Raw genomic sequence first — 18,992 nt, 5'->3', positions numbered from 1 at the left:
GTCCATCCCATGCCATTGATGAAGTTCAAACCCACCTCTCCCGGCCGTCGTTCCGCCGTGCGCGTGGTCACTCCCGATCTGCACAAGGGCGCACCGCACGCGGCGCTGCTCGACTCGCAGAGCAAGTCCGGTGGTCGTAACCACCATGGCCGCATCACCGTGCGTCACGTCGGTGGTGGCTATAAGCAGCACTACCGCATCATCGACTTCAAGCGCAACAAGGAAGGCATTCCGGCGCGTGTGGAGCGGATCGAATACGATCCGAACCGTACCGCTCATATCGCCCTGCTGTGCTATGTCGACGGCGAGCGCCGCTACATCATCGCCCCGAAGGGCCTGAAGGCTGGCGACCAGGTCATTGCCGGTGCCAATGCACCGATCAAGACCGGCAACACGCTGCCGCTGCGTAACATCCCGGTCGGTACGACGGTTCACGGTATCGAGCTGAAGCCGGGTAAGGGCGCTCAGATCGCACGTGCTGCCGGTGCAGCCGTCCAGCTGGTCGCTCGCGAAGGCATCTATGCCACGCTGCGCCTGCGCTCGGGCGAAATGCGCAAGGTGCCGGTCGAGTGCCGCGCCACCATCGGCGAAGTCGGCAACGACGAGCACAACCTCGAGAAGTTGGGCAAGGCCGGCGCCAAGCGTTGGCGCGGTGTTCGCCCGACCGTTCGCGGTGCGGCCATGAACCCGGTCGATCACCCGCACGGTGGCGGTGAAGCGAAGGCTGGTCAGGGTAATCCGCATCCGGTCACCCCGTGGGGTGTTCCGACCAAGGGTTACAAGACGCGCAAGAACAAGCGCACCCAGCAGTTCATCGTCCGCGATCGTAGGGGCTAATCGACCATGGCACGTTCACTTAAGAAGGGCCCGTTCGTCGATCACCACCTTGCAAAGAAGGTGGAGTCCGCTGCGGGTAGCAAGAAGCCGATCAAGACCTGGTCGCGCCGTTCGATGATCCTGCCTGAAATGGTAGGCATCACCATCGCCGTGCATAACGGCAAGAACCACATTCCGGTGCTCGTCAACGAGAATATGGTCGGCCACAAGCTCGGCGAATTTGCCGTCACCCGGACCTTCAAGGGTCACGGTGGCGACAAGAAGTCGGGCAGGTAAGGAGAGATGACGATGGAAGCGAAAGCAATCCTGCGCACCGCGCGCATCTCCCCGCAGAAGGCCCGCCTGGTCGCTGACCAGGTGCGTGGTTTGTCCGCCGAGCGTGCGGTCAATCTGCTGAAGTTCTCGGACAAGAAGGCTGCACACCTGATCAAAAAGGTGGTGGAGTCGGCGATCGCCAATGCCGAGAACAATCAGGGCGCGGATGTCGACGAGCTGAAGGTCAAGACCATCATGGTTGATGAAGGTCCCTCCCTGAAGCGTTTCATGGCGCGGGCGAAAGGCCGCGGTACCCGCATCCTCAAGCGCACCAGCCACATCACTGTGGTTGTGGGCGCCGCCAAGTAAGCGGAAAGGAAAAGACCATGGGTCATAAAGTTCATCCGACTGGAATCCGCCTCGGCATCGCCAAGGACTGGAATTCCAAGTGGTACGCAAACAAGGCCGAGTTCGCCTCCTATCTGGCAGCCGACCTGAAAGTGCGTGAAATGCTGCGCAAGAAGCTCGCGCAGGCAGGTGTCAGCAAGATCTTGATCGAGCGCCCTGCCAAAACCGCCCGCGTGACCATTCACACCGCCCGTCCGGGTGTGGTGATCGGCAAGCGTGGCGAGGACATCGAAAAGCTGCGCAAGGAAGTGAGCGAGCTGATGGGCGTTCCGGCGCACATCAACGTCACCGAAGTGCGCAAGCCGGAGCTGGACGCGCAGCTGGTCGCCGAGTCGATCGCGCAGCAGCTTGAGCGTCGCATCATGTTCCGCCGTGCAATGAAGCGCTCGGTCGGTAACGCGATGCGCCTGGGTGCCTTGGGCATCAAGGTCAATGTGGCTGGCCGCCTCAACGGTGCAGAAATCGCCCGTTCGGAGTGGTACCGCGAAGGCCGCGTGCCGCTGCACACGCTACGTGCCGACATTGATTACGGTTTTGCCGAGGCGTCCACGACGTACGGCATCATCGGTATCAAGGTCTGGATCTATAAGGGCGAAGTCTTCGGCTTCTCTCAGGTTGGCCAGGAAAAGCAGGACGACAGCCCGCGCAACGATCGTAACGATCGCGGCGACCGTGGTGACCGCCCGTCGCGCCCGGCTCGTGAAGCGAGGTAACGGCAATGTTGCAACCCAAGCGAACCAAATATCGCAAGATGCACAAGGGCCGTAACGACGGCCTGGCATGGAGCGGAAACGCCGTCAGCTTCGGCGAGTACGGCCTCAAGGCCACGGCGCACGGTCAGCTGACCGCACGCCAGATTGAAGCAGCACGCCGCACGATCAGCCGCCACGTCAAGAAGGGCGGCAAGATGTGGATCCGTGTGTTCCCCGACAAGCCGATCACCAAGAAGCCGATCGAAGTCCGCATGGGCTCCGGTAAGGGCAACGTGGAGTACTGGGTCGCGCAGATTCAGCCGGGCCGCATGATCTATGAAATCGAGGGAATCCCCGAAGAGACCGCACGCGAGGCGTTCCGCCTTGCCGCTGCCAAGCTCTCGGTGACCACCACTTTCGTGACCCGGACGGTGCGCTGATGGATATCAAACAACTCCGCGAGAAGTCGGCTGACGAATTGAAGGCCCACCTGACCGATCTGCGTAAGGAGCAGTTCTCGCTCCGTATGCAGCAGGTCACCGGCCAGCTGCCGAAGACCCACGAAACCCGCCGGGTGCGCCGCGAGATTGCTCGCGTCAAGCACCTGCTCGGCAGCACCAAGTAAGGACGGCCGCGATGAGCGACAATAACGAAAAGCAAACGCTGCGCACGGTCGAAGGCCGTGTCGTCAGCAACAAGATGGACAAGACGGTCACCGTGTTGGTGGAGCGCCAGGTCAAGCATGCTCTGTACGGCAAGTACATCAAGCGTTCGACCAAGCTGCACGCGCACGACGCCGACAATGCCTGCAACGAAGGCGACGTCGTGCGTGTGACCGAGATTGCTCCGATGTCCAAGACCAAGAACTGGCGGGTGGTGGAAATCGTCACCCGTTCGGCCGAATAAGGGAGATCTGAATCATGATCCAGATGCAGAGCTACCTCGATGTCGCCGACAATTCGGGTGCCAAGGAAGTGATGTGCATCAAGGTGCTGGGCGGCTCCAAGCGCCGTTACGCACATATTGGTGACATCATCAAGGTGACCGTCAAGGACGCCATTCCGCGTGGCAAGGTCAAGAAAGGCGAAGTCTACGACGCCGTCGTGGTGCGTACCCGCAAGGGTGTGCGCCGTCCCGACGGTTCGCTGATCCGCTTCGATGGCAACGCCGCTGTGCTGTTGAACAATAAGCAGGAGCCGATCGGGACCCGCATCTTCGGGCCGGTGACGCGCGAGCTGCGTTCCGAGAAGTTCATGAAGATCGTCTCGCTCGCTCCCGAAGTGCTGTGAGCGGAGGACATACACATGGCTAACCGTATCAAGAAGGGCGACCAGGTCGTCATCAACACCGGCAAGGACAAGGGTAAGCAGGGTGAAGTGGTGCGTGTGGACGGCGATCGCGTGATCGTCTCCAACGCCAACGTCATCAAGCGCCACACCAAGCCGAACCCGCAGGCAGGCGTTGCCGGCGGCGTGGTCGAGCGTGAAGCGTCGATCCATATCTCCAACGTCAATATCGTCAACCCGGCAACGGGCAAGGGCGAGCGCGTTGGCTTCAAGGTGCTGGAGGATGGACGCAAACTGCGTGTGTTCCGCTCCAGCGGTGAGGCGCTCGACGCCTGAGGAATGAGATCATGAACAGTCGTCTCGAAAAGTTTTACAAGGAAAACGTGGTGCCGGCCCTGATGAAGGAGTTCGGCTACACCAATCCGATGGAAGTGCCGAAGCTGGTCAAGGTCACGCTCAACATGGGCGTGGGCGAAGCCGCTACCAACAAGAAGATCCTGGAAAATGCGGTCGCCGACATGGCCAAGATCTCCGGTCAAAAGCCGGTGGTCACCAAGTCGCGCGTTTCGGTGGCATCCTTCAAGATCCGTGACGGTTGGCCGATCGGCTGCAAGACCACCTTGCGTCGCGCCAAGATGTACGAGTTCCTGGATCGCCTGATCAACATCTCGTTGCCGCGCGTGCGCGACTTCCGTGGTGTGTCCGGTCGCTCCTTCGACGGTCGTGGCAACTTCAACATGGGTGTGAAGGAACAGATCATCTTCCCCGAAATCGACTTCGACGCCGTCGATGCGATTCGCGGTATGGATATCGCCATCACCACCACCGCCAAGACGGATGCGGAAGCGAAGGCGCTGCTGGCAGCGTTCAAGTTCCCGTTCCGTAACTGACCGTCGAGGACATCCGAAATGGCAAAGACCTCCATGATCCACCGCGACATCAAGCGTGCAAAGCTGGCGAAGAAATTCGCCGGCAAGCGTGATGCGCTGAAGAAGATCCTCTCCAGTCAGGATGCGTCCTACGAAGAGAAGATCGATGCATCGACCAAGTTGCAGAAGCTGCCGCGCGATTCGTCGCCGAGCCGCCACCGCAACCGTTGCGAATTGTCCGGTCGTCCGCGCGGTGTCTACCGCAAGTTCGGTCTGGGTCGCAACATGCTGCGCAAGGCCACGATGAACGGCGACGTTCCGGGCCTGCGCAAGGCAAGCTGGTAACCGCATTCCGGCCGTTCGCGGCCGGATTTGAACAGGATCGTTCTGTTCAACAAGGGAGTCCGACGCAAGTCGGGCTCTTTTGTCGTATACTTCCGCTTCTGTCTTGCCCGTACGGGCCTGGCATGGCGTTAAGGGTTCTGGCCCGTCCCCAGGAAAACACAAGATTTTCGCGAAAGCGGATATCGGTGCACTCAAAGGTACTCAAATGAGCATGACTGATCCCATCGCCGACCTGCTGGTTCGCATTAAGAATGCGGCCGCGGTTGGTAAGCAGACGGTGAAATTGCCGTCGTCCAAAATTAAGGTTGCGATCGCCCAAGTCCTGAAGGACGAGGGTTACATCACCGACCTGCGCGTGACCCAGACCGAAAACAACAAGGCGGAACTGGAAATCGTGCTGAAGTATTTCGAAGGCCGCCCGGTCATCGAGACCCTGAAGCGTTTTTCGCGCTCGGGTCTGCGCCAGTACCGCGGCAAGACCGAGCTGCCCAAGGTCCTCGGTGGCCTGGGTATCGCCATCATCTCCACGTCGAAGGGCATCATGACCGATGCGCAGGCTCGCGAAGCCGGCGTTGGTGGTGAAGTTCTGTGCTTCGTGGCCTAAGGGAAGGAATCGAACATGTCCCGTGTAGCCAAGAAGCCTGTTTCCCTCCCGAAGGGTGTTGAACTCAAGGTCCAGCCTGAGCTGGTCAGCGTCAAGGGCCCGAAGGGCACGTTGACCCTGCCGAAGCCGGCTGGTGTCGAAATCGCCATCGATGGCGACGTTGCCACGCTGTCGGCTAACGATCCGTCGCAGATCGCCCTCACCGGCACCGTGCGCGCCATTTTGGCCAATATGGTCAAGGGTGTCTCCGAAGGCTTCGAGCGCAAGCTCGAGCTGGTGGGCGTCGGTTACCGTGCTGCCATGCAGGGCAAGGACCTGAGCCTGGCGCTCGGCTTCTCGCACCCGCTGGTGTTCGTGGCGCCGGAAGGCATCACGCTGTCGACCCCGAGCCAGACCGAAATCGTGGTCCAGGGCGCCGACAAGCAGCGCGTCGGCGAAGTTGCCGCCAAGATCCGCGGTTTCCGTCCGCCGGAGCCCTACAAGGGCAAGGGTGTGAAGTACGCCGGTGAAGTCATCATTCGCAAGGAAGCCAAGAAGGCGTAAGGCAGGTCCCTCTGCGAGGAGCCCGGCCATCCATGGCCGGACTTTTCAATGTACAAGCCTGTTTTCCTTCAGCTTTCGTAGGATAAATATCATGAGCATCAACAAGAACATCGCCCGTCTGCGTCGCGCCAAGTCCACCCGTGCGCACATCCGTGAGCTGGGCGTTGCCCGTCTATCGGTGCTGCGCACCGGCCAGCACCTGTATGCGCAGGTCTTCACTGCCGACGGCTCCAAGGTGATCGCTGCTGCGAACACCCTGCAGGCCGACGTCAAGGACGGCCTGAAGAACGGCAAGAACAGCGATGCGGCTGCCAAGGTCGGCAAGCTGATCGCCGAGCGCGCCAAGGCTGCGGGTATCGAGAAGGTCGCATTCGACCGCTCGGGCTACCGTTACCACGGCCGCATCAAGGCGCTCGCTGACGCGGCGCGCGAAGGCGGCCTGCAGTTCTAAGTACTGCTGCGAAGGTGGTCATCGACCACCTTCGCGATACCGCCGGCAGGAAGATGCCGGACCGACCCGTTCTTTTGCAGCGGCATCGGGAACACCGCGTCACTTCACAACCATAAGCGGCTTCGAGCCGTACATACTCAATCAATCAAGGAATCAAGATGGCAGAAGAACGTGCACCGCGGGGTCGTGATCGCGACCGTAACCGCGAAGAGAAAGTCGACGATGGCATGATCGAGAAGCTGGTCGCGGTCAATCGCGTCAGCAAGACCGTCAAGGGCGGTCGCCAGTTCACCTTCACCGCGCTGACCGTGGTCGGTGATGGTCTGGGCAAGGTCGGTTTCGGCTATGGCAAGGCGCGCGAAGTGCCGGTCGCCATCCAGAAGTCGATGGAACAGGCACGCAAGAACCTGGCCACTGTCGATCTGAACAACGGCACCTTGTGGCATGCCGTCAAGTCTGGCCATGGCGCAGCACGCGTCTACATGCAGCCGGCTTCGGAAGGTACGGGCGTCATCGCAGGCGGCGCCATGCGCGCTGTGCTGGAAGCGGTTGGCGTCAAGAACGTGCTTGCCAAGGCCGTCGGTTCGCGTAACCCGATCAACCTGGTCCGTGCGACTCTCAAGGGTCTGTCGGAAGTGCAGTCGCCGGCACGTGTTGCAGCCAAGCGCGGCAAGAAGGTGGAGGAGCTCAACCATGGCTAAGGACACCAACAAGACCGTGAAGGTGCGCCTGGTGCGTGGCCTGCGTGGAACCCAGTCGCGTCACCGCCTGTCGGTGCGTGCGTTGGGCCTGAATAAGCTCAACGATGTGCGTGAACTGAAGGACAGCCCGCAGGTGCGTGGCCTGATCAATACGGTTCACTACCTCGTCAAGGTTGAGGAGTAATCCCATGACTCTGCGTCTTAATGACCTCAAGCCGGCCGACGGCGCCCGTACCGAGCGCACCCGCGTCGGTCGTGGTATCGGTTCGGGCCTCGGTAAGACCGCTGGTCGCGGTCACAAGGGTTCGTTCGCTCGCAAGGGTGGCGGAAAGATCAAGGCCGGCTTCGAAGGCGGCCAGACCCCGATGCAGCGCCGTCTGCCGAAGATCGGTTTCCGCTCCAAGATGGCGCGCGATACCGCAGAAGTGTTGTCCTACCAGTTGGACAAGCTGGATGCCGGCGATGTCGACTTCGCAGCGCTGCGTGCGGCCAATCTGGTCCCGAGCCGCGCCAAGAAGGCGAAGATCGTGCTGAAGGGCAAGCTGAGCAAGAAGTTCGTGCTGAAGGGCGTTGCGGCAACCGCAGGCGCCAAGGCGGCAATCGAAGCTGCCGGCGGCAGCGTAGAGGAGTAATCGGCAGATGGCGCAGGCTGGCATTGGTAACCTCGGTGGCGGGCTCGGCAAGTTCACGGAACTTCGCCAGCGGCTACTGTTCGTCCTCGGGGCATTGATCGTCTATCGCATCGGTTGCTACGTGCCGGTGCCTGGCGTGAATCCCGATGCCATGCTTTCGTTGATGCAGGCGCAGGGCGGCGGCATCGTGGACATGTTCAACATGTTCTCGGGCGGCGCCCTGCACCGTTTCAGTATTTTTGCGTTGAACGTGATGCCGTACATCTCGGCATCGATCGTGATCCAGTTGGCCACGCATATCTTTCCCGCCCTCAAGGCGATGCAGAAGGAAGGCGAATCGGGCCGACGCAAGATCACCCAGTATTCGCGCATCGGTGCGGTGTTGCTGGCAGTGGTGCAGGGCGGCAGTATCGCGCTGGCACTGCAGAACCAGACCGCCCCGGGCGGCGCTCCGGTGGTCTATGCGCCGGGCATGGGCTTCGTGCTCACCGCGGTGATCGCATTGACCGCTGGCACCATCTTCCTGATGTGGGTCGGTGAGCAGGTCACCGAGCGCGGCATCGGTAACGGCGTATCGTTGATCATCTTCGCCGGTATTGTCGCAGGCCTTCCGTCGGCAGCGATCCAGACCGTTGAAGCGTTCCGCGAAGGCAATCTGAGCTTTATTTCGCTGTTGTTGATCGTCATCACGATCCTGGCGTTCACGCTGTTCGTCGTATTTGTCGAGCGTGGGCAGCGCCGGATCACGGTCAACTACGCGCGCCGCCAGGGCGGTCGCAATGCGTACATGAACCAGACCTCGTTCCTGCCGTTGAAGCTCAACATGGCCGGCGTGATTCCGCCGATCTTCGCGTCCAGCATCCTGGCATTCCCGGCGACGCTGTCGATGTGGTCCGGCCAGGCGGCCTCGGGTGGGGTGGGGTCGTGGCTGCAGAAGATTGCCAATGCGCTTGGGCCCGGTGAGCCGGTGCACATGCTGGTCTTCGCTGCGCTGATTATTGGTTTTGCGTTCTTCTATACCGCGCTGGTGTTCAACTCGCAGGAAACCGCGGACAACCTCAAGAAGTCGGGCGCACTGATTCCGGGCATCCGTCCTGGCAAGGCGACCGCTGATTATGTCGATGGCGTGCTGACGCGTCTGACCGCAGCCGGTTCGTTGTACCTGGTGATCGTTTGCCTGTTGCCGGAAATCATGCGCACGCAGCTCGGTACCTCGTTCCACTTCGGTGGCACTTCGCTGTTGATCGCGGTAGTGGTGGTGATGGACTTCATTGCGCAGATTCAGGCGCACTTGATGTCGCACCAGTATGAGAGCTTGCTGAAGAAGGCCAACCTGAAGGGTGGGTCACGCGGCGGTCTTGCGCGCGGTTAAGTGGTACACTAGATCTTCATTGCGTGAAGACGGCCTGGTTCCCGGGCCACGATCTTCCGATCAGAAGGGCGGCTCGCGCGACGTCTCGCGCGCGGGTGTGACGGGGTGGTCTTGTGCAGGAGTAGCACAGGCGATTCAGAGCGGTTTTCTGGATCAACACCGTCCGGCGCCGGAGCGAGGGCACACTCCCCACGCCGGGTCCATGGAACCTTTGGTTCCACGGGCTTCAAAGCAATCCGAGGCCTTGCTATAATTCCGAGTTCACTTTTGATCCATCCTGCCGGATGGCGCCTGGGCGCTGTCGGGCCATCACTCAGTTGGAGAATCGCGTCATGGCGCGTATTGCAGGCGTCAACCTGCCAGCCCAGAAGCACGTCTGGGTCGGGTTGCAAAGCATCTACGGCATCGGCCGTACCCGTTCGAAGAAGCTCTGCAAATCCGCAGGCGTTACCTCGACCACGAAGATTCGTGATCTGTCCGAACCCGAAATCGAGCGCCTGCGCGCCGAAGTCGGCAAGTATGTCGTCGAAGGCGACCTGCGCCGCGAAATCGGTATCGCGATCAAGCGACTGATGGACCTGGGCTGCTATCGCGGCCTGCGTCATCGCCGTGGTCTCCCGCTGCGTGGTCAGCGCACCCGTACCAACGCCCGCACCCGCAAGGGTCCGCGCAAGGCGATCAGGAAGTAAGGGATAGATCATGGCCAAGCCAGCAGAAAAGAAAACGAAGAAGAAGATCAAGCGCGTCATCACTGACGGCGTCGCTCACGTCCACGCTTCGTTCAACAACACCATCGTCACCATCACCGATCGCCAGGGCAATGCACTGTCGTGGGCTACGTCCGGCGGCGCCGGTTTCCGTGGTTCGCGTAAGTCGACCCCGTTCGCTGCCCAGGTTGCCGCCGAGAAGGCTGGCCGCGCTGCGCTCGATTACGGCGTGAAGTCGCTGGAAGTGCGTATCAAGGGTCCGGGTCCGGGCCGTGAGTCGGCCGTGCGTTCGTTGAACAACGTGGGCTACAAGATCACCAACATCATCGACGTGACGCCAATCCCGCACAACGGGTGCCGTCCGCCGAAGAAGCGTCGCGTCTAAAGGGAGCGATAAGAAATGGCTCGTTATATCGGTCCTACCTGTAAGCTCGCGCGTCGCGAAGGCGCCGACCTTTCCCTCAAGAGCCCGGCGCGTGCGCTGGACTCCAAGTGCAAGCTTGAGCAGAAGCCCGGCCAGCACGGCGCGGCTCGCAAGGGCAAGCTCTCCGACTACGCCACCCAGCTGCGCGAAAAGCAGAAGGTCAAGCGTATCTACGGTCTGCTGGAACGTCAGTTCCGCAACTACTACAAGAAGGCCTCGACCAAGAAGGGCAACACCGGCGAGAACCTGCTGCAGTTGTTGGAAACCCGTCTGGACAACGTCTGCTATCGCATGGGCTTTGCCGTCACCCGTCCGGCTGCGCGCCAGCTGGTGTCGCACCGTGGCGTGCTGGTCAACGGCAAGTCGGTGAACCTGGCCTCGTACCAGATCAAGGCCGGCGATGCGATCACGCTGTCGGAAAAGGCACAGAAGCAGCTCCGCGTGCAGGAAGCCCTGACCGTGGCTGAGCAGCACGACATGACGCCGTCGTGGGTTGAAGTCGATTCGAAGAAGTTCAGCGGCGTGTTCAAGGCCGTTCCGGATCGCGCTGACCTGCCTTCGGATATCAACGAAGCGCTGATCGTCGAGTTGTATTCGAAGTAATTCACATTGGAGAACCTCCGGTACTGCCGGAGGTTCGCAGGAGACCCCGCAACATGACGGTTACCGCCAACCAGGTTCTGCGCCCCCGTGGTCCGCAGATCGAACGTCTTACCGACAACCGTGCCAAGGTCGTGATCGAACCCTTGGAGCGCGGTTACGGGCACACGTTGGGCAATGCCCTGCGTCGTGTGTTGTTGTCGTCGATCCCCGGTTTTGCGATCACCGAGGTCGAGATCGACGGCGTGCTGCACGAGTACACCACGGTCGAAGGTCTGCAGGAAGACGTGCTCGACGTCCTGCTGAACCTGAAAGACGTGGCGATTCGTATGCACAGTGGCGATAGCGCCACGCTGTCGTTGTCCAAGCAGGGTCCGGGTACGGTCACTGCGGCAGACATCAGGACCGATCACAACGTCGAGATCATCAACGGCGACCACGTGATCTGCCACCTGACCAAGGACACGGCGCTGAACATGCGCCTGAAGATCGAGCGCGGTTTCGGCTATCAGCCGGCTGCTGCGCGTCGTCGTCCGGACGAAGAGACCCGCACCATCGGTCGTCTGATGCTGGACGCGTCGTTCTCGCCCGTGCGTCGCGTTGCCTACGCCGTGGAAGCTGCGCGTGTTGAACAGCGCACCGACCTCGACAAGCTGGTGATCGATATCGAAACCAACGGCACGATCGATGCCGAGGAAGCCGTGCGCACCGCCGCCGACATCCTTAGCGATCAGCTGTCGGTGTTCGGCGATTTCACCCACCGCGACCGCGGTGCGGCCAAGCCGGCTGCCAGCGGTGTGGATCCGGTGCTGCTGCGCCCGATCGACGACCTCGAGCTGACCGTGCGTTCGGCCAACTGCCTGAAGGCCGAGAGCATCTACTACATCGGCGATCTGATCCAGAAGACCGAAGTCGAGCTGCTCAAGACCCCGAATCTGGGCAAGAAGTCGCTGACCGAAATCAAGGAAGTGCTGGCCCAGCGCGGCCTCGCTCTGGGCATGAAGCTGGAGAACTGGCCGCCGGCCGGTGTCGCCCAGCACGGCATGCTTGGTTAATGCATCAAGGCATGGGCGTCTTCGGGCGCCCATGCTGTTTTTCTACATCGACGGGCCGAAGCCCGCGATGACATCCGGTCAAAGGACGGCCGGCTCGGACCAACCGCAGTCCATTCAACAGCGCCAGGATGGCGACAACGTCACTGAAGCAGTCTCAATATTCCTTAGGAAACCACACTCATGCGTCACCAGAAATCCGGCCGTAAGTTCAACCGCACCAGCGCACACCGCGAAGCCATGTTCCGCAATATGGCCGCCTCGCTGTTCAAGCACGAGCTGATCAAGACCACCTTGCCGAAGGCCAAGGAACTGCGTCGCGTCGCCGAGCCGCTGATCACCATCGGCAAGGTCGATGGCGTTGCCAATCGTCGTCTGGCATTTGCTCGCCTGCGCGACAAGGAAGCCGTGGGCAAGCTGTTCGTCGAACTGGGCCCGCGTTACGCGACCCGTCCCGGCGGCTACCTGCGCATCCTGAAGGCTGGCTTCCGTGCCGGTGACAATGCGCCGATGGCGTATGTCGAGCTGGTCGACCGTCCGGTCGTTGCCGAAGAAGTGGCCGAGTAATCGGATCGCCTCTGTAAAGATTCTTCAAAAAGCCCGGCACACGCCGGGCTTTTTTATTGCCGGTCGAACGGGTTGGGCGCTGAACGCTGTTGGCTCTATCTGTCGGCCGACGCGTGCTGCGCCGGAGGGGGCGGCGCGGCTGAGCGAGCGTCCACCGAAAGCGCCTGCGGCTTGGTCGATGCGTGCAGGTGCCCGAGGGCGCACCGAGCGTCGCTGAGATTGGATGTTTGGTGCGGTGGCCTTGATCCTGGGGTAATGCGTGCAGGTCTTCGTCGCGTTGTCGCCGCGATGCGGAAGATCCCACCAGTGCCTGGCCCGATGGCCCGCCCGTTCGGGCATGCGTGGTCACGGCCGTGGCGATGGCTGATAATCGACAACCTGACCCAAGGCAAGCAGTGACGATGAATCCATTTCGTTGGAGTTTCCGGGCGCAGTTTCTGCTGGGCTTTCTTGCATGCGCAGGATTGCTGGCTTACGCGATCTATGTGCAGTTGCATCTGGGTCTGGAGCCTTGCCCGCTGTGCATCTTCCAACGGATCGCCTTCGCAGCGCTGGCAGTGTGTTTCCTGCTTGGCGCACTGCATGGGCCGCGTGCCGCCGCCGGGCGCAAGGTCTATGGGGTCTTGAGTTTCATCGCCGCAGGCGTGGGTATGGGCATCGCTGCGCGGCATGTGTGGGTGCAGATCCGGCCCAAGGACATGATGTCTTCGTGCGGGCCGCCGTTGAGCTTTCTGAGCGAGACGATGGGGCCCTTCGAGGTGTTCCGCACCGTGCTGACCGGCACCGGCGACTGCGGCAATATCGATTGGCGCTTCCTCGGGTTGAGCATGCCGATGTGGAGCATGGTGTGGTTCGTAGGGTTGGCGCTGTGGGCCTTATATGCGGGCTTCAAGGTACGGCGTAGTACGGTTCATCACTAACAGGTCCGGCGCTTTGCAATCCGCTGCGGCAGCCTTGTAGGCGTGCAGGGGGGCATCGCGACGGGAACGGCCGCTTTACTTAGACGACGCTGTTGCGTAATTGACGGGTAAAAGTGCGCCTGATCCGCTGCAGGTCAGGCGCCTTGATTCGTCGCAAGGTGGCCGGCCTGCGCTGCGCTTGCTCGAGGCTTCTGCTTCCTGGCCTGCATACTGGAAGCCGTTGCTGCCGCTCGCATGCGTCTGCGGCGTGTTGACCGTGAGTGACAATAGCGACATCGAAGGCGTGACTGATCACTGGCTCTTTCCGCTGGCCAGCGCTGGTGGATCGCAGTTGGATCGCGGCACCGCTCGATTCGATAAGCCGATATGTACACGTTCGCCAAACGATGCGCATCCGCCGCATGCAGGCGGTACGCAGCGTGGCCAGCCGTGCTGCAGGCTTAGTCGTCGAACGTCGGCAACGAATGGGCTGGTTCTGCCGGTCCATTCGCTGCCTTGCACCGCAATCAGAAGTCCTGCTGCAGGCTCACATAGACGCCGCGGCGCGGCGCCCATTGCGGCGCGAACACGCCGATGCCGCCGCCATCGCGCAACTGGTAGCTGCGGTTGAGGACATTGACCGCGGCCAGTTGCACATGCAGCGGATGCGTGTTGACGTCGAAGTCGTGGCCGACGCTGGCATTCAACTGGAAGTAAGACGGAAGCGACGCACCGTTTGGCACCGTGTCGGTATCGGTGCGCAGGCCGCTGCCGAACAGATAGTTGAGGCCGACCTTGCTGCCTTCGCTGAAGGCGTAGTTGACGCCGCCGGACGAGGTCAGCTTCTGATCGTGATCCAGGTGGATCCAGTTGTCGTAGGTATAGGCCAGCGCATCCGGATCGAAGTTGTACAGGCTGGTCATGACCCGCTTGCCCATGGCCTTGCTGTAGGCGAGGTTGAAATATGCCGTCACGGGCCCGTTGGTGTAGTCGGCGCTGAATTCGGCGCCGCGGATGCGGCCATAGCGGTAATTGAAAGTCGAATAGACATAGGCGGCACCGAACTGGCCTTCGTCCTGAAGCCGGTCGGCCTTGCGGTAATAGGTGTCCAGGCCAAGCGTCAGATGGTCGGTGACCACTTGCGAGATGCCCAGGTCGTAGTAGTCGCTACGCTCGCTCAGTGGCGTGGTCGGGCCGTCACCGGCCGACTGCTGATTGGTGGTGCCGTCGTAGAGCGCGATGTCGCTGGTGGAGATCAACTCGCTGGCCGGCGGGGTGAAGTAACGCGCGTATCCGGCGTGCAGGGTGGTGCTGTCGCTGGCGCGCCAGATGACGCCCAGGCGCGGGCTGAGCTGACCTTCGGTCGTACCGAAGGCCTTGTACTTGTCGCCGCGCAGGCCGTAATTGACGGTCCAGTCCTCGCCGATCTTCCACTCGTCCTGCAGGTAGAGCGCGTAGGTGCTGGCATGGAAGCGGCTGCCGTCGAGAATGAACAGCGGCACGTTGCTGCTCTGGCTGCCGTCGTCGTTGGCCTGGAAGACATACGAATTGTTGCTGGCGATGGCGTGTTCGAAATTGCCGTACACGCCGTAGCGCAGCGTGTGCGAGCCGCCCCAGGGCGTTGCGAAGTCCGCCTGCACGGTATTGGCGCGGTTGCTGCGGTCCACTTGCGAGGCGATGCCGTTGAAGATCAGGTCGCCGGCAATGTCGGGGGAGAAGGCGACGCTGCTGTAACGCTGGCCGGCGGAGAGCTGATAGTTGGTGTCGCCGAGCGTGCCTTGCAGGGCCAGGGTGCCGAAACGGGTGTTTTCGAGCTGGTTCTCGTCCATGCGCGAGGAGTCGAAATCGGTGGTGCCCAGGTAATCGAAGGCCGGCGTCTGCCCCGGATTGTTGGGGATCTGGAAGCGGTTGTTCGCGTAGCCGACCAGCAGGCTGAGACGGGTGTCCTCGTTGACCAGGTAGGTCAGATCGGCGAAGCCCTTGCCCTGATGGGTTTTGTCATGGAGGGGGTTGAGGCTGTCGACCGGGTTTTCCAGGCCATTCTTGTTCTGGTCGTAATCGCCGCTGACAAACCAGCTCCAACGCCCGCTGCTGCCCCACAGCGAGGCGTTGGGGTTGATGGTGCCGTAGGAGCCGGCGGTGATGCCGACGCTGCTGCCATTGCCGAGCTCGGCGCCGTTCTTGGTGGTGATGTCGACCACCGCAGCGGTGCGGTCGCCGAACTGTGCCGGCAATGCGCCATCGAGCAGCTTGAGGTTCTTGATGATGCGCGGCTCCAGGCTCTGGCCGAAGCCGGAGATGGATTCGGGAATGATCACGCCGTTGATGCGGTACTGCAGGTTGGCGTGGTCGCCGCGCACGTGGATGCCGCCGTAGGAATCCTGTACCACGCCCGGCGCCTGCAGCAGGACCTGATTGAGTGGCGTCGCCGCGCCGAGCGGCAGGCGATCGATATCCTCAGCGGTGATGGCAAATTGGCTGCTGCCGATGTCCGGCGACAGGGCATTGCGTGCCGCCTCGAGCTTGGCGATCACATTGACCGTATCCAGGTCGGTCGTGCGCTCGGAGTCGGCATCGGCGGCAAACGCCGCACCGATGGGGGCGGCCAGCAGGGCGACGGTGATGGCGGCAGACAGAAGGCGAGGAGTCATGGCGGTTTCGCGTGGCGGATGAGGGAGGGTGTTGTTATTTTGTAACGTTGAGCGCTTTGGCGAGCGCTAGCGTAGGTCGAAAGTCATGGCTCGACGGGCGATGTTGTTTGCTGTTCAGGTCGAAGGGGCCGGCGCGCGAATGCCACTTCGGGCCGACGCGGCGGCAATTCGGAGCCACTGGCCTCCCGGCGCTTTGCGTAGCGTTCCGGCTCTGCCAACATCGCAGGCTGCCTAGGAGTCCTCTCATGAATCTTTCCGCTGCCACTTCCGTGACCGATTCCGCCGCCGCAGCGTGGGCGCCGGACAGCTGGCGCGGCAAACCTGCATTGCAGCTGCCGGTGTACCCGGATGAAAACGCGCTGCAGGCGGCCATGCACGAGTTGGGGCGGCTGCCGCCGCTGGTGACCTCGTGGGAAATCTTTGCGCTCAAGCGCCAGCTGGCGGAAGCGCAGGAAGGCAAGCGCTTCCTGCTGCAGGGTGGCGATTGCGCTGAGAATTTCAGCGATTGCGAATCGGGCACCATCTCCAACCGGTTGAAGGTGCTGCTGCAAATGAGCCTGGTGCTGGTGCACGGCCTGCATCTGCCGGTGGTGCGGGTGGGTCGCTTTGCCGGGCAATACGCCAAGCCGCGCTCGGCCGATACCGAAACGCGCGATGGCGTGACCTTGCCGAGCTATCGCGGCGATGTGATCAATGCGCCGGCCTTCACCGAGGCCGCGCGCGTGCCCGATCCGCGTCGCATGATCACCGCGCATTCGCGCTCGGCAATGACGATGAACTTCGTGCGTGCGTTGATCGACGGTGGCTTTGCCGACCTGCATCACCCCGAATACTGGAATCTGGATTGGGTGGGCTATTCGCCGCTGGCGGCGGACTACCAAAAGATGGTTGCCTCGATCGGCGACGCCGTGCGCTTCATGGAAACGCTGTCCGGGGCGGAGGTGTACAACCTCAATCGCATCGATTTCTACACCTCGCACGAGGCCTTGTTGCTGCCGTACGAAGAAGGCCTGACCCGGCAGGTGCCGCGTCAATGGGGCTGGTTCAATCTCAGCACGCATTACCCGTGGATCGGGATGCGGACGGCCGCGCTGGATGGCGCGCACGTGGAATACCTGCGTGGCGTGCGCAACCCGATCGCGATCAAGGTGGGGCCGTCGGTGCAGCCGGACCAGCTGCTGCGCCTGATCGATGTGCTCAATCCTGAGGACGAACCCGGGCGTTTGAGCTTCATCCATCGCATGGGCGCAGCGCAGATCGCCGACAAACTGCCGCCGCTGCTGGACGCGGTCAAGCGCGACGGGCGGCGGGTGCTGTGGGTCTGCGATGCGATGCATGGCAATACCGAAAGCACCGGAAATGGCTATAAGACGCGGCGTTTCGACAATATCCGCAACGAAGTGGAGACCTCGTTCGATCTGCACGCGGCCGCCGGCACGCGGCTGGGCGGCGTGCATCTGGAACTCACCGGCGAAGATGTCACCGAATGCACCGGCGGTGCGCGCGAACTCACCGAGCGCGATCTGGAGCGGGCGTATCGCTCCAGCGTGGATCCGCGTCTGAACTACGAACAGTCGCTGGAAATTGCGATGGCGATCGTGCGCAAGCAACAACAGGTGGCCTCGCAGCCGCTGGGCGCATGAGTGGCGTGTGCGCATGACGTGATGCTCATGCCGCGTGCGGCATGCTCTAGCAGCCATCCCTCTTTCCCCCCACAGGAGGAACGGTTTGACTGCCGATTGGAACGTCATCCGCGAATACGCAATCCCGCTCGGTGCCTCGCTGTTGGCGGGCATCGTCACCTGGTCGTTGATGCTGTGGCTGTTTCGCCGCATGCAGGGTCGCGACTACCGCCGTGCGCGCATCATTCGCGTGATCACGCTGCCGGCGGCGTTTATCCTGCCGCTGTTGTTTCTGGGGATCGCCACCGAAGCGACCCCATTGGCCGGCAAGGCGCTGGCAGCGGTACAGCATCTGCTGCATCTGGGAATCGTCGGCTGCGTCACCTGGTTGCTGGTACGCGCGGTGGCCGCCGGCGAAGCGGCGATCTTGCGCAGCAACCCGATCGAGGTGTCGGACAACCTCACCGCACGGCGCATCCAGACCCAGACGCGGGTGCTGAGCCGCGTGCTGATGGGCACGGTGATCTTGCTCGGCATTTCGGTGGTGCTGCTGACCTTCCCGCAGGTGCGCCAGATCGGCAAGACCTTGCTGGCGTCGGCCGGCATCATCGGGCTGGTGGCCGGTATCGCGGCCAAGCCGGTATTCGGCAACCTGATCGCCGGCCTGCAGATTGCACTGACCCAACCGATTCGCCTGGACGATGTGGTGATCGTGGAAGGCGAGTGGGGCCGCATCGAAGAGATCGGTAGCTCGTACGTGGTGGTGCGGATCTGGGACGAGCGCCGCATGGTGGTGCCGCTGACGTGGTGGATCGAAAACCCGTTTCAGAACTGGACACGCAGCAGCGCCGACCTGCTCGGCACCGCGTTCCTTTGGCTGGATTACCGCACGCCGATTGCAGCGGTACGTGCGGAGCTGGAGCGCATCTGCCACAGCGAGCCGCTATGGGACGGCCGCGTGTGCGTGACCCAGATTACCGACACCAGCGACAACACCATCCAGGTGCGACTGCTGGTAAGCGCGCGCAATTCCGGCGATGCCTTCGATCTGCGCTGCCTGGTGCGCGAACGCATGATCGATTTCCTGACGCGCGAGCATGCGTATGCATTGCCGAGGCTGCGCGCCGAAATCGCCACGCAGGAAAGGCCGCCATCACGTCCTGCCGAGCCGATTGCGCAGGAGAGCGTGCGTTCGCCGGGCGCCGAAGACGGCGAGCCTGCGGCCAGCATCTAGCGCGGCCAAGAAAATGACTGCATTGCCGCCAAGCGGGTGCGGCCGTGTCCGGACCGGCATTGACTACTCGTACATGCGGTTCCGAGGGCGCCGGCCACGCCCACCTGACGACGTTCGCTACGTTTTGTAGCTGCTTTTTTCGGGTGGTATTGCGCTAACTGCCGGCATGACATGGGTTCGGCAGGCATTTGCACAGGCACCCGCCGGGCCGGTTCTTCCTCTGGGGCGCCAGGCGTCACGG

27 protein-coding genes, 1 other RNA gene and 1 pseudogene are annotated in these 18,992 nt (G+C 62.0%); 27 read left to right on the top strand and 2 right to left on the bottom strand.

Annotation, left to right across the window (positions count from 1 at the left end; all coding sequences use genetic code 11):
- The first annotated feature begins 9 nt into the window (after window positions 1–9).
- The 24 genes from rplB to J7360_RS11180 all read left to right on the top strand — a co-directional run bounded on the left by rplB (window position 10) and on the right by J7360_RS11180 (window position 13,265).
- Window positions 10–837, top strand: a complete 828-nt coding sequence (gene rplB / locus J7360_RS11295) for a 50S ribosomal protein L2 (protein ID WP_209033870.1) — start codon at window positions 10–12, stop codon at window positions 835–837.
- A 6-nt stretch (window positions 838–843) separates the two neighbouring features.
- Window positions 844–1,113: a 30S ribosomal protein S19 gene (rpsS, locus tag J7360_RS11290; protein ID WP_005917128.1), complete on the top strand. Its 270-nt coding sequence runs from the start codon at window positions 844–846 to the stop codon at window positions 1,111–1,113.
- A gap of 12 nt (window positions 1,114–1,125) precedes the next feature.
- Window positions 1,126–1,461 carry a 50S ribosomal protein L22 gene (gene rplV / locus J7360_RS11285; protein WP_003486710.1) on the top strand — a complete coding sequence of 112 codons (336 nt, stop codon included), beginning with the start codon at window positions 1,126–1,128 and terminating at the stop codon, window positions 1,459–1,461.
- Window positions 1,462–1,478: 17 nt separating this feature from the next.
- The gene (gene rpsC / locus J7360_RS11280; RefSeq protein WP_209033869.1) at window positions 1,479–2,213 is read left to right on the top strand and encodes a 30S ribosomal protein S3; all 735 of its coding nucleotides are present in this window, start codon (window positions 1,479–1,481) and stop codon (window positions 2,211–2,213) included.
- A gap of 5 nt (window positions 2,214–2,218) precedes the next feature.
- Window positions 2,219–2,632, top strand: coding sequence for a 50S ribosomal protein L16 (rplP, locus tag J7360_RS11275; protein WP_003486706.1), 414 nt, complete (start codon window positions 2,219–2,221; stop codon window positions 2,630–2,632).
- Window positions 2,632–2,817, top strand: coding sequence for a 50S ribosomal protein L29 (gene rpmC / locus J7360_RS11270; protein ID WP_003486703.1), 186 nt, complete (start codon window positions 2,632–2,634; stop codon window positions 2,815–2,817). Before rplP ends, rpmC begins: the two co-directional genes overlap by 1 nt.
- Window positions 2,818–2,828: 11 nt before the next feature.
- A complete protein-coding gene (gene rpsQ / locus J7360_RS11265; protein ID WP_003486701.1) occupies window positions 2,829–3,098 on the top strand; it encodes a 30S ribosomal protein S17 in 270 nt (89 codons plus the stop codon).
- A gap of 14 nt (window positions 3,099–3,112) precedes the next feature.
- Entirely contained in the window at window positions 3,113–3,481 is a 369-nt protein-coding gene (gene rplN / locus J7360_RS11260) for a 50S ribosomal protein L14 (protein WP_003486699.1), read from the top strand.
- 15 nt (window positions 3,482–3,496) lie between these two features.
- Window positions 3,497–3,814, top strand: coding sequence for a 50S ribosomal protein L24 (rplX, locus tag J7360_RS11255; RefSeq protein WP_003486696.1), 318 nt, complete (start codon window positions 3,497–3,499; stop codon window positions 3,812–3,814).
- Window positions 3,815–3,825: 11 nt separating this feature from the next.
- Window positions 3,826–4,368 (top strand): 50S ribosomal protein L5, encoded by a 543-nt coding sequence (rplE, locus tag J7360_RS11250; protein ID WP_057661878.1) that lies wholly within the window; start codon window positions 3,826–3,828, stop codon window positions 4,366–4,368.
- An 18-nt stretch (window positions 4,369–4,386) separates the two neighbouring features.
- On the top strand, window positions 4,387–4,692 hold the full coding sequence (gene rpsN / locus J7360_RS11245) for a 30S ribosomal protein S14 (protein ID WP_005917137.1): 306 nt from the start codon (window positions 4,387–4,389) through the stop codon (window positions 4,690–4,692).
- A 205-nt stretch (window positions 4,693–4,897) separates the two neighbouring features.
- Window positions 4,898–5,296 carry a 30S ribosomal protein S8 gene (rpsH, locus tag J7360_RS11240; RefSeq protein ID WP_003486688.1) on the top strand — a complete coding sequence of 133 codons (399 nt, stop codon included), beginning with the start codon at window positions 4,898–4,900 and terminating at the stop codon, window positions 5,294–5,296.
- 15 nt (window positions 5,297–5,311) lie between these two features.
- Window positions 5,312–5,839: a 50S ribosomal protein L6 gene (rplF, locus tag J7360_RS11235; RefSeq protein WP_017156220.1), complete on the top strand. Its 528-nt coding sequence runs from the start codon at window positions 5,312–5,314 to the stop codon at window positions 5,837–5,839.
- A gap of 91 nt (window positions 5,840–5,930) precedes the next feature.
- Complete coding sequence (rplR, locus tag J7360_RS11230) at window positions 5,931–6,290, top strand: 50S ribosomal protein L18 (RefSeq protein WP_003486684.1); 360 nt, start codon at window positions 5,931–5,933, stop codon at window positions 6,288–6,290.
- A 158-nt stretch (window positions 6,291–6,448) separates the two neighbouring features.
- Window positions 6,449–6,991 carry a 30S ribosomal protein S5 gene (rpsE, locus tag J7360_RS11225; protein WP_003486682.1) on the top strand — a complete coding sequence of 181 codons (543 nt, stop codon included), beginning with the start codon at window positions 6,449–6,451 and terminating at the stop codon, window positions 6,989–6,991.
- Window positions 6,984–7,175 (top strand): 50S ribosomal protein L30, encoded by a 192-nt coding sequence (rpmD, locus tag J7360_RS11220; protein WP_003486678.1) that lies wholly within the window; start codon window positions 6,984–6,986, stop codon window positions 7,173–7,175. Before rpsE ends, rpmD begins: the two co-directional genes overlap by 8 nt.
- A gap of 4 nt (window positions 7,176–7,179) precedes the next feature.
- The gene (gene rplO / locus J7360_RS11215) at window positions 7,180–7,623 is read left to right on the top strand and encodes a 50S ribosomal protein L15 (RefSeq protein ID WP_057661876.1); all 444 of its coding nucleotides are present in this window, start codon (window positions 7,180–7,182) and stop codon (window positions 7,621–7,623) included.
- 7 nt (window positions 7,624–7,630) lie between these two features.
- Window positions 7,631–8,995, top strand: coding sequence for a preprotein translocase subunit SecY (secY, locus tag J7360_RS11210; RefSeq protein ID WP_008571664.1), 1,365 nt, complete (start codon window positions 7,631–7,633; stop codon window positions 8,993–8,995).
- Between the two features lie 332 nt (window positions 8,996–9,327).
- Complete coding sequence (gene rpsM, locus J7360_RS11205) at window positions 9,328–9,684, top strand: 30S ribosomal protein S13 (RefSeq protein ID WP_057661874.1); 357 nt, start codon at window positions 9,328–9,330, stop codon at window positions 9,682–9,684.
- A 10-nt stretch (window positions 9,685–9,694) separates the two neighbouring features.
- A complete protein-coding gene (gene rpsK / locus J7360_RS11200; RefSeq protein WP_003486671.1) occupies window positions 9,695–10,087 on the top strand; it encodes a 30S ribosomal protein S11 in 393 nt (130 codons plus the stop codon).
- A gap of 15 nt (window positions 10,088–10,102) precedes the next feature.
- A complete protein-coding gene (gene rpsD / locus J7360_RS11195; protein ID WP_002811641.1) occupies window positions 10,103–10,729 on the top strand; it encodes a 30S ribosomal protein S4 in 627 nt (208 codons plus the stop codon).
- 53 nt (window positions 10,730–10,782) lie between these two features.
- Window positions 10,783–11,781: a DNA-directed RNA polymerase subunit alpha gene (gene rpoA / locus J7360_RS11190; protein ID WP_002811635.1), complete on the top strand. Its 999-nt coding sequence runs from the start codon at window positions 10,783–10,785 to the stop codon at window positions 11,779–11,781.
- Window positions 11,782–11,961: 180 nt separating this feature from the next.
- Window positions 11,962–12,345: a 50S ribosomal protein L17 gene (rplQ, locus tag J7360_RS11185; RefSeq protein ID WP_003486665.1), complete on the top strand. Its 384-nt coding sequence runs from the start codon at window positions 11,962–11,964 to the stop codon at window positions 12,343–12,345.
- 401 nt (window positions 12,346–12,746) lie between these two features.
- Window positions 12,747–13,265 carry a disulfide bond formation protein B gene (locus J7360_RS11180; RefSeq protein WP_007968887.1) on the top strand — a complete coding sequence of 173 codons (519 nt, stop codon included), beginning with the start codon at window positions 12,747–12,749 and terminating at the stop codon, window positions 13,263–13,265.
- A gap of 134 nt (window positions 13,266–13,399) precedes the next feature.
- Here the strand turns inward: J7360_RS11180 and J7360_RS11175 are convergent.
- Window positions 13,400–13,752 (bottom strand): annotated as a pseudogene (locus J7360_RS11175) (hypothetical protein).
- A gap of 19 nt (window positions 13,753–13,771) precedes the next feature.
- Window positions 13,772–15,895 carry a TonB-dependent receptor gene (locus J7360_RS11170; protein WP_209033867.1) on the bottom strand — a complete coding sequence of 708 codons (2,124 nt, stop codon included), beginning with the start codon at window positions 15,893–15,895 and terminating at the stop codon, window positions 13,772–13,774.
- A 245-nt stretch (window positions 15,896–16,140) separates the two neighbouring features.
- On the opposite strand from J7360_RS11170, the gene J7360_RS11165 reads away from it, so the two are divergent.
- From J7360_RS11165 to J7360_RS11155, 3 genes are all read left to right on the top strand, one after another.
- The gene (locus tag J7360_RS11165) at window positions 16,141–17,538 is read left to right on the top strand and encodes a 3-deoxy-7-phosphoheptulonate synthase class II (protein WP_022558413.1); all 1,398 of its coding nucleotides are present in this window, start codon (window positions 16,141–16,143) and stop codon (window positions 17,536–17,538) included.
- Window positions 17,539–17,623: 85 nt separating this feature from the next.
- Window positions 17,624–18,751, top strand: a complete 1,128-nt coding sequence (locus tag J7360_RS11160) for a mechanosensitive ion channel domain-containing protein (RefSeq protein WP_007968892.1) — start codon at window positions 17,624–17,626, stop codon at window positions 18,749–18,751.
- 58 nt (window positions 18,752–18,809) lie between these two features.
- A non-coding RNA gene (locus tag J7360_RS11155) (sX9 sRNA) lies at window positions 18,810–18,883 on the top strand.
- Window positions 18,884–18,992 lie beyond the last annotated feature (109 nt).

The sequence above is a fragment of the Xanthomonas sp. D-99 genome (genome assembly GCF_017746145.1).
In the GTDB taxonomy this organism is placed as follows: domain Bacteria; phylum Pseudomonadota; class Gammaproteobacteria; order Xanthomonadales; family Xanthomonadaceae; genus Xanthomonas; species Xanthomonas cissicola.
This window is presented reverse-complemented; position numbering and strand designations above follow the sequence as displayed.

Bases quoted from the DNA above. Each gene is read 5' to 3' on its own strand.
- rplE (WP_057661878.1), top strand. From the start codon at position 3,826: ATGAACAGTCGTCTCGAAAAGTTTTACAAGGAAAACGTGGTGCCGGCC.
- rpsC (WP_209033869.1), top strand. From the start codon at position 1,479: ATGGGTCATAAAGTTCATCCGACTGGAATCCGCCTCGGCATCGCCAAG.
- rpsH (WP_003486688.1), top strand. From the start codon at position 4,898: ATGAGCATGACTGATCCCATCGCCGACCTGCTGGTTCGCATTAAGAAT.
- rplN (WP_003486699.1), top strand. From the start codon at position 3,113: ATGATCCAGATGCAGAGCTACCTCGATGTCGCCGACAATTCGGGTGCC.
- rplV (WP_003486710.1), top strand. From the start codon at position 1,126: ATGGAAGCGAAAGCAATCCTGCGCACCGCGCGCATCTCCCCGCAGAAG.
- rpsS (WP_005917128.1), top strand. From the start codon at position 844: ATGGCACGTTCACTTAAGAAGGGCCCGTTCGTCGATCACCACCTTGCA.
- rplB (WP_209033870.1), top strand. From the start codon at position 10: ATGCCATTGATGAAGTTCAAACCCACCTCTCCCGGCCGTCGTTCCGCC.
- secY (WP_008571664.1), top strand. From the start codon at position 7,631: ATGGCGCAGGCTGGCATTGGTAACCTCGGTGGCGGGCTCGGCAAGTTC.
- rplX (WP_003486696.1), top strand. From the start codon at position 3,497: ATGGCTAACCGTATCAAGAAGGGCGACCAGGTCGTCATCAACACCGGC.
- rpsK (WP_003486671.1), top strand. From the start codon at position 9,695: ATGGCCAAGCCAGCAGAAAAGAAAACGAAGAAGAAGATCAAGCGCGTC.
- rplR (WP_003486684.1), top strand. From the start codon at position 5,931: ATGAGCATCAACAAGAACATCGCCCGTCTGCGTCGCGCCAAGTCCACC.
- rpoA (WP_002811635.1), top strand. From the start codon at position 10,783: ATGACGGTTACCGCCAACCAGGTTCTGCGCCCCCGTGGTCCGCAGATC.
- rpsQ (WP_003486701.1), top strand. From the start codon at position 2,829: ATGAGCGACAATAACGAAAAGCAAACGCTGCGCACGGTCGAAGGCCGT.
- J7360_RS11165 (WP_022558413.1), top strand. From the start codon at position 16,141: ATGAATCTTTCCGCTGCCACTTCCGTGACCGATTCCGCCGCCGCAGCG.
- J7360_RS11180 (WP_007968887.1), top strand. From the start codon at position 12,747: ATGAATCCATTTCGTTGGAGTTTCCGGGCGCAGTTTCTGCTGGGCTTT.
- rpsN (WP_005917137.1), top strand. From the start codon at position 4,387: ATGGCAAAGACCTCCATGATCCACCGCGACATCAAGCGTGCAAAGCTG.
- rplO (WP_057661876.1), top strand. From the start codon at position 7,180: ATGACTCTGCGTCTTAATGACCTCAAGCCGGCCGACGGCGCCCGTACC.
- rplQ (WP_003486665.1), top strand. From the start codon at position 11,962: ATGCGTCACCAGAAATCCGGCCGTAAGTTCAACCGCACCAGCGCACAC.
- rpsE (WP_003486682.1), top strand. From the start codon at position 6,449: ATGGCAGAAGAACGTGCACCGCGGGGTCGTGATCGCGACCGTAACCGC.
- rpsM (WP_057661874.1), top strand. From the start codon at position 9,328: ATGGCGCGTATTGCAGGCGTCAACCTGCCAGCCCAGAAGCACGTCTGG.
- rplP (WP_003486706.1), top strand. From the start codon at position 2,219: ATGTTGCAACCCAAGCGAACCAAATATCGCAAGATGCACAAGGGCCGT.
- rpmD (WP_003486678.1), top strand. From the start codon at position 6,984: ATGGCTAAGGACACCAACAAGACCGTGAAGGTGCGCCTGGTGCGTGGC.
- rplF (WP_017156220.1), top strand. From the start codon at position 5,312: ATGTCCCGTGTAGCCAAGAAGCCTGTTTCCCTCCCGAAGGGTGTTGAA.
- J7360_RS11170 (WP_209033867.1), bottom strand. From the start codon at position 15,895: ATGACTCCTCGCCTTCTGTCTGCCGCCATCACCGTCGCCCTGCTGGCC.
- rpmC (WP_003486703.1), top strand. From the start codon at position 2,632: ATGGATATCAAACAACTCCGCGAGAAGTCGGCTGACGAATTGAAGGCC.
- rpsD (WP_002811641.1), top strand. From the start codon at position 10,103: ATGGCTCGTTATATCGGTCCTACCTGTAAGCTCGCGCGTCGCGAAGGC.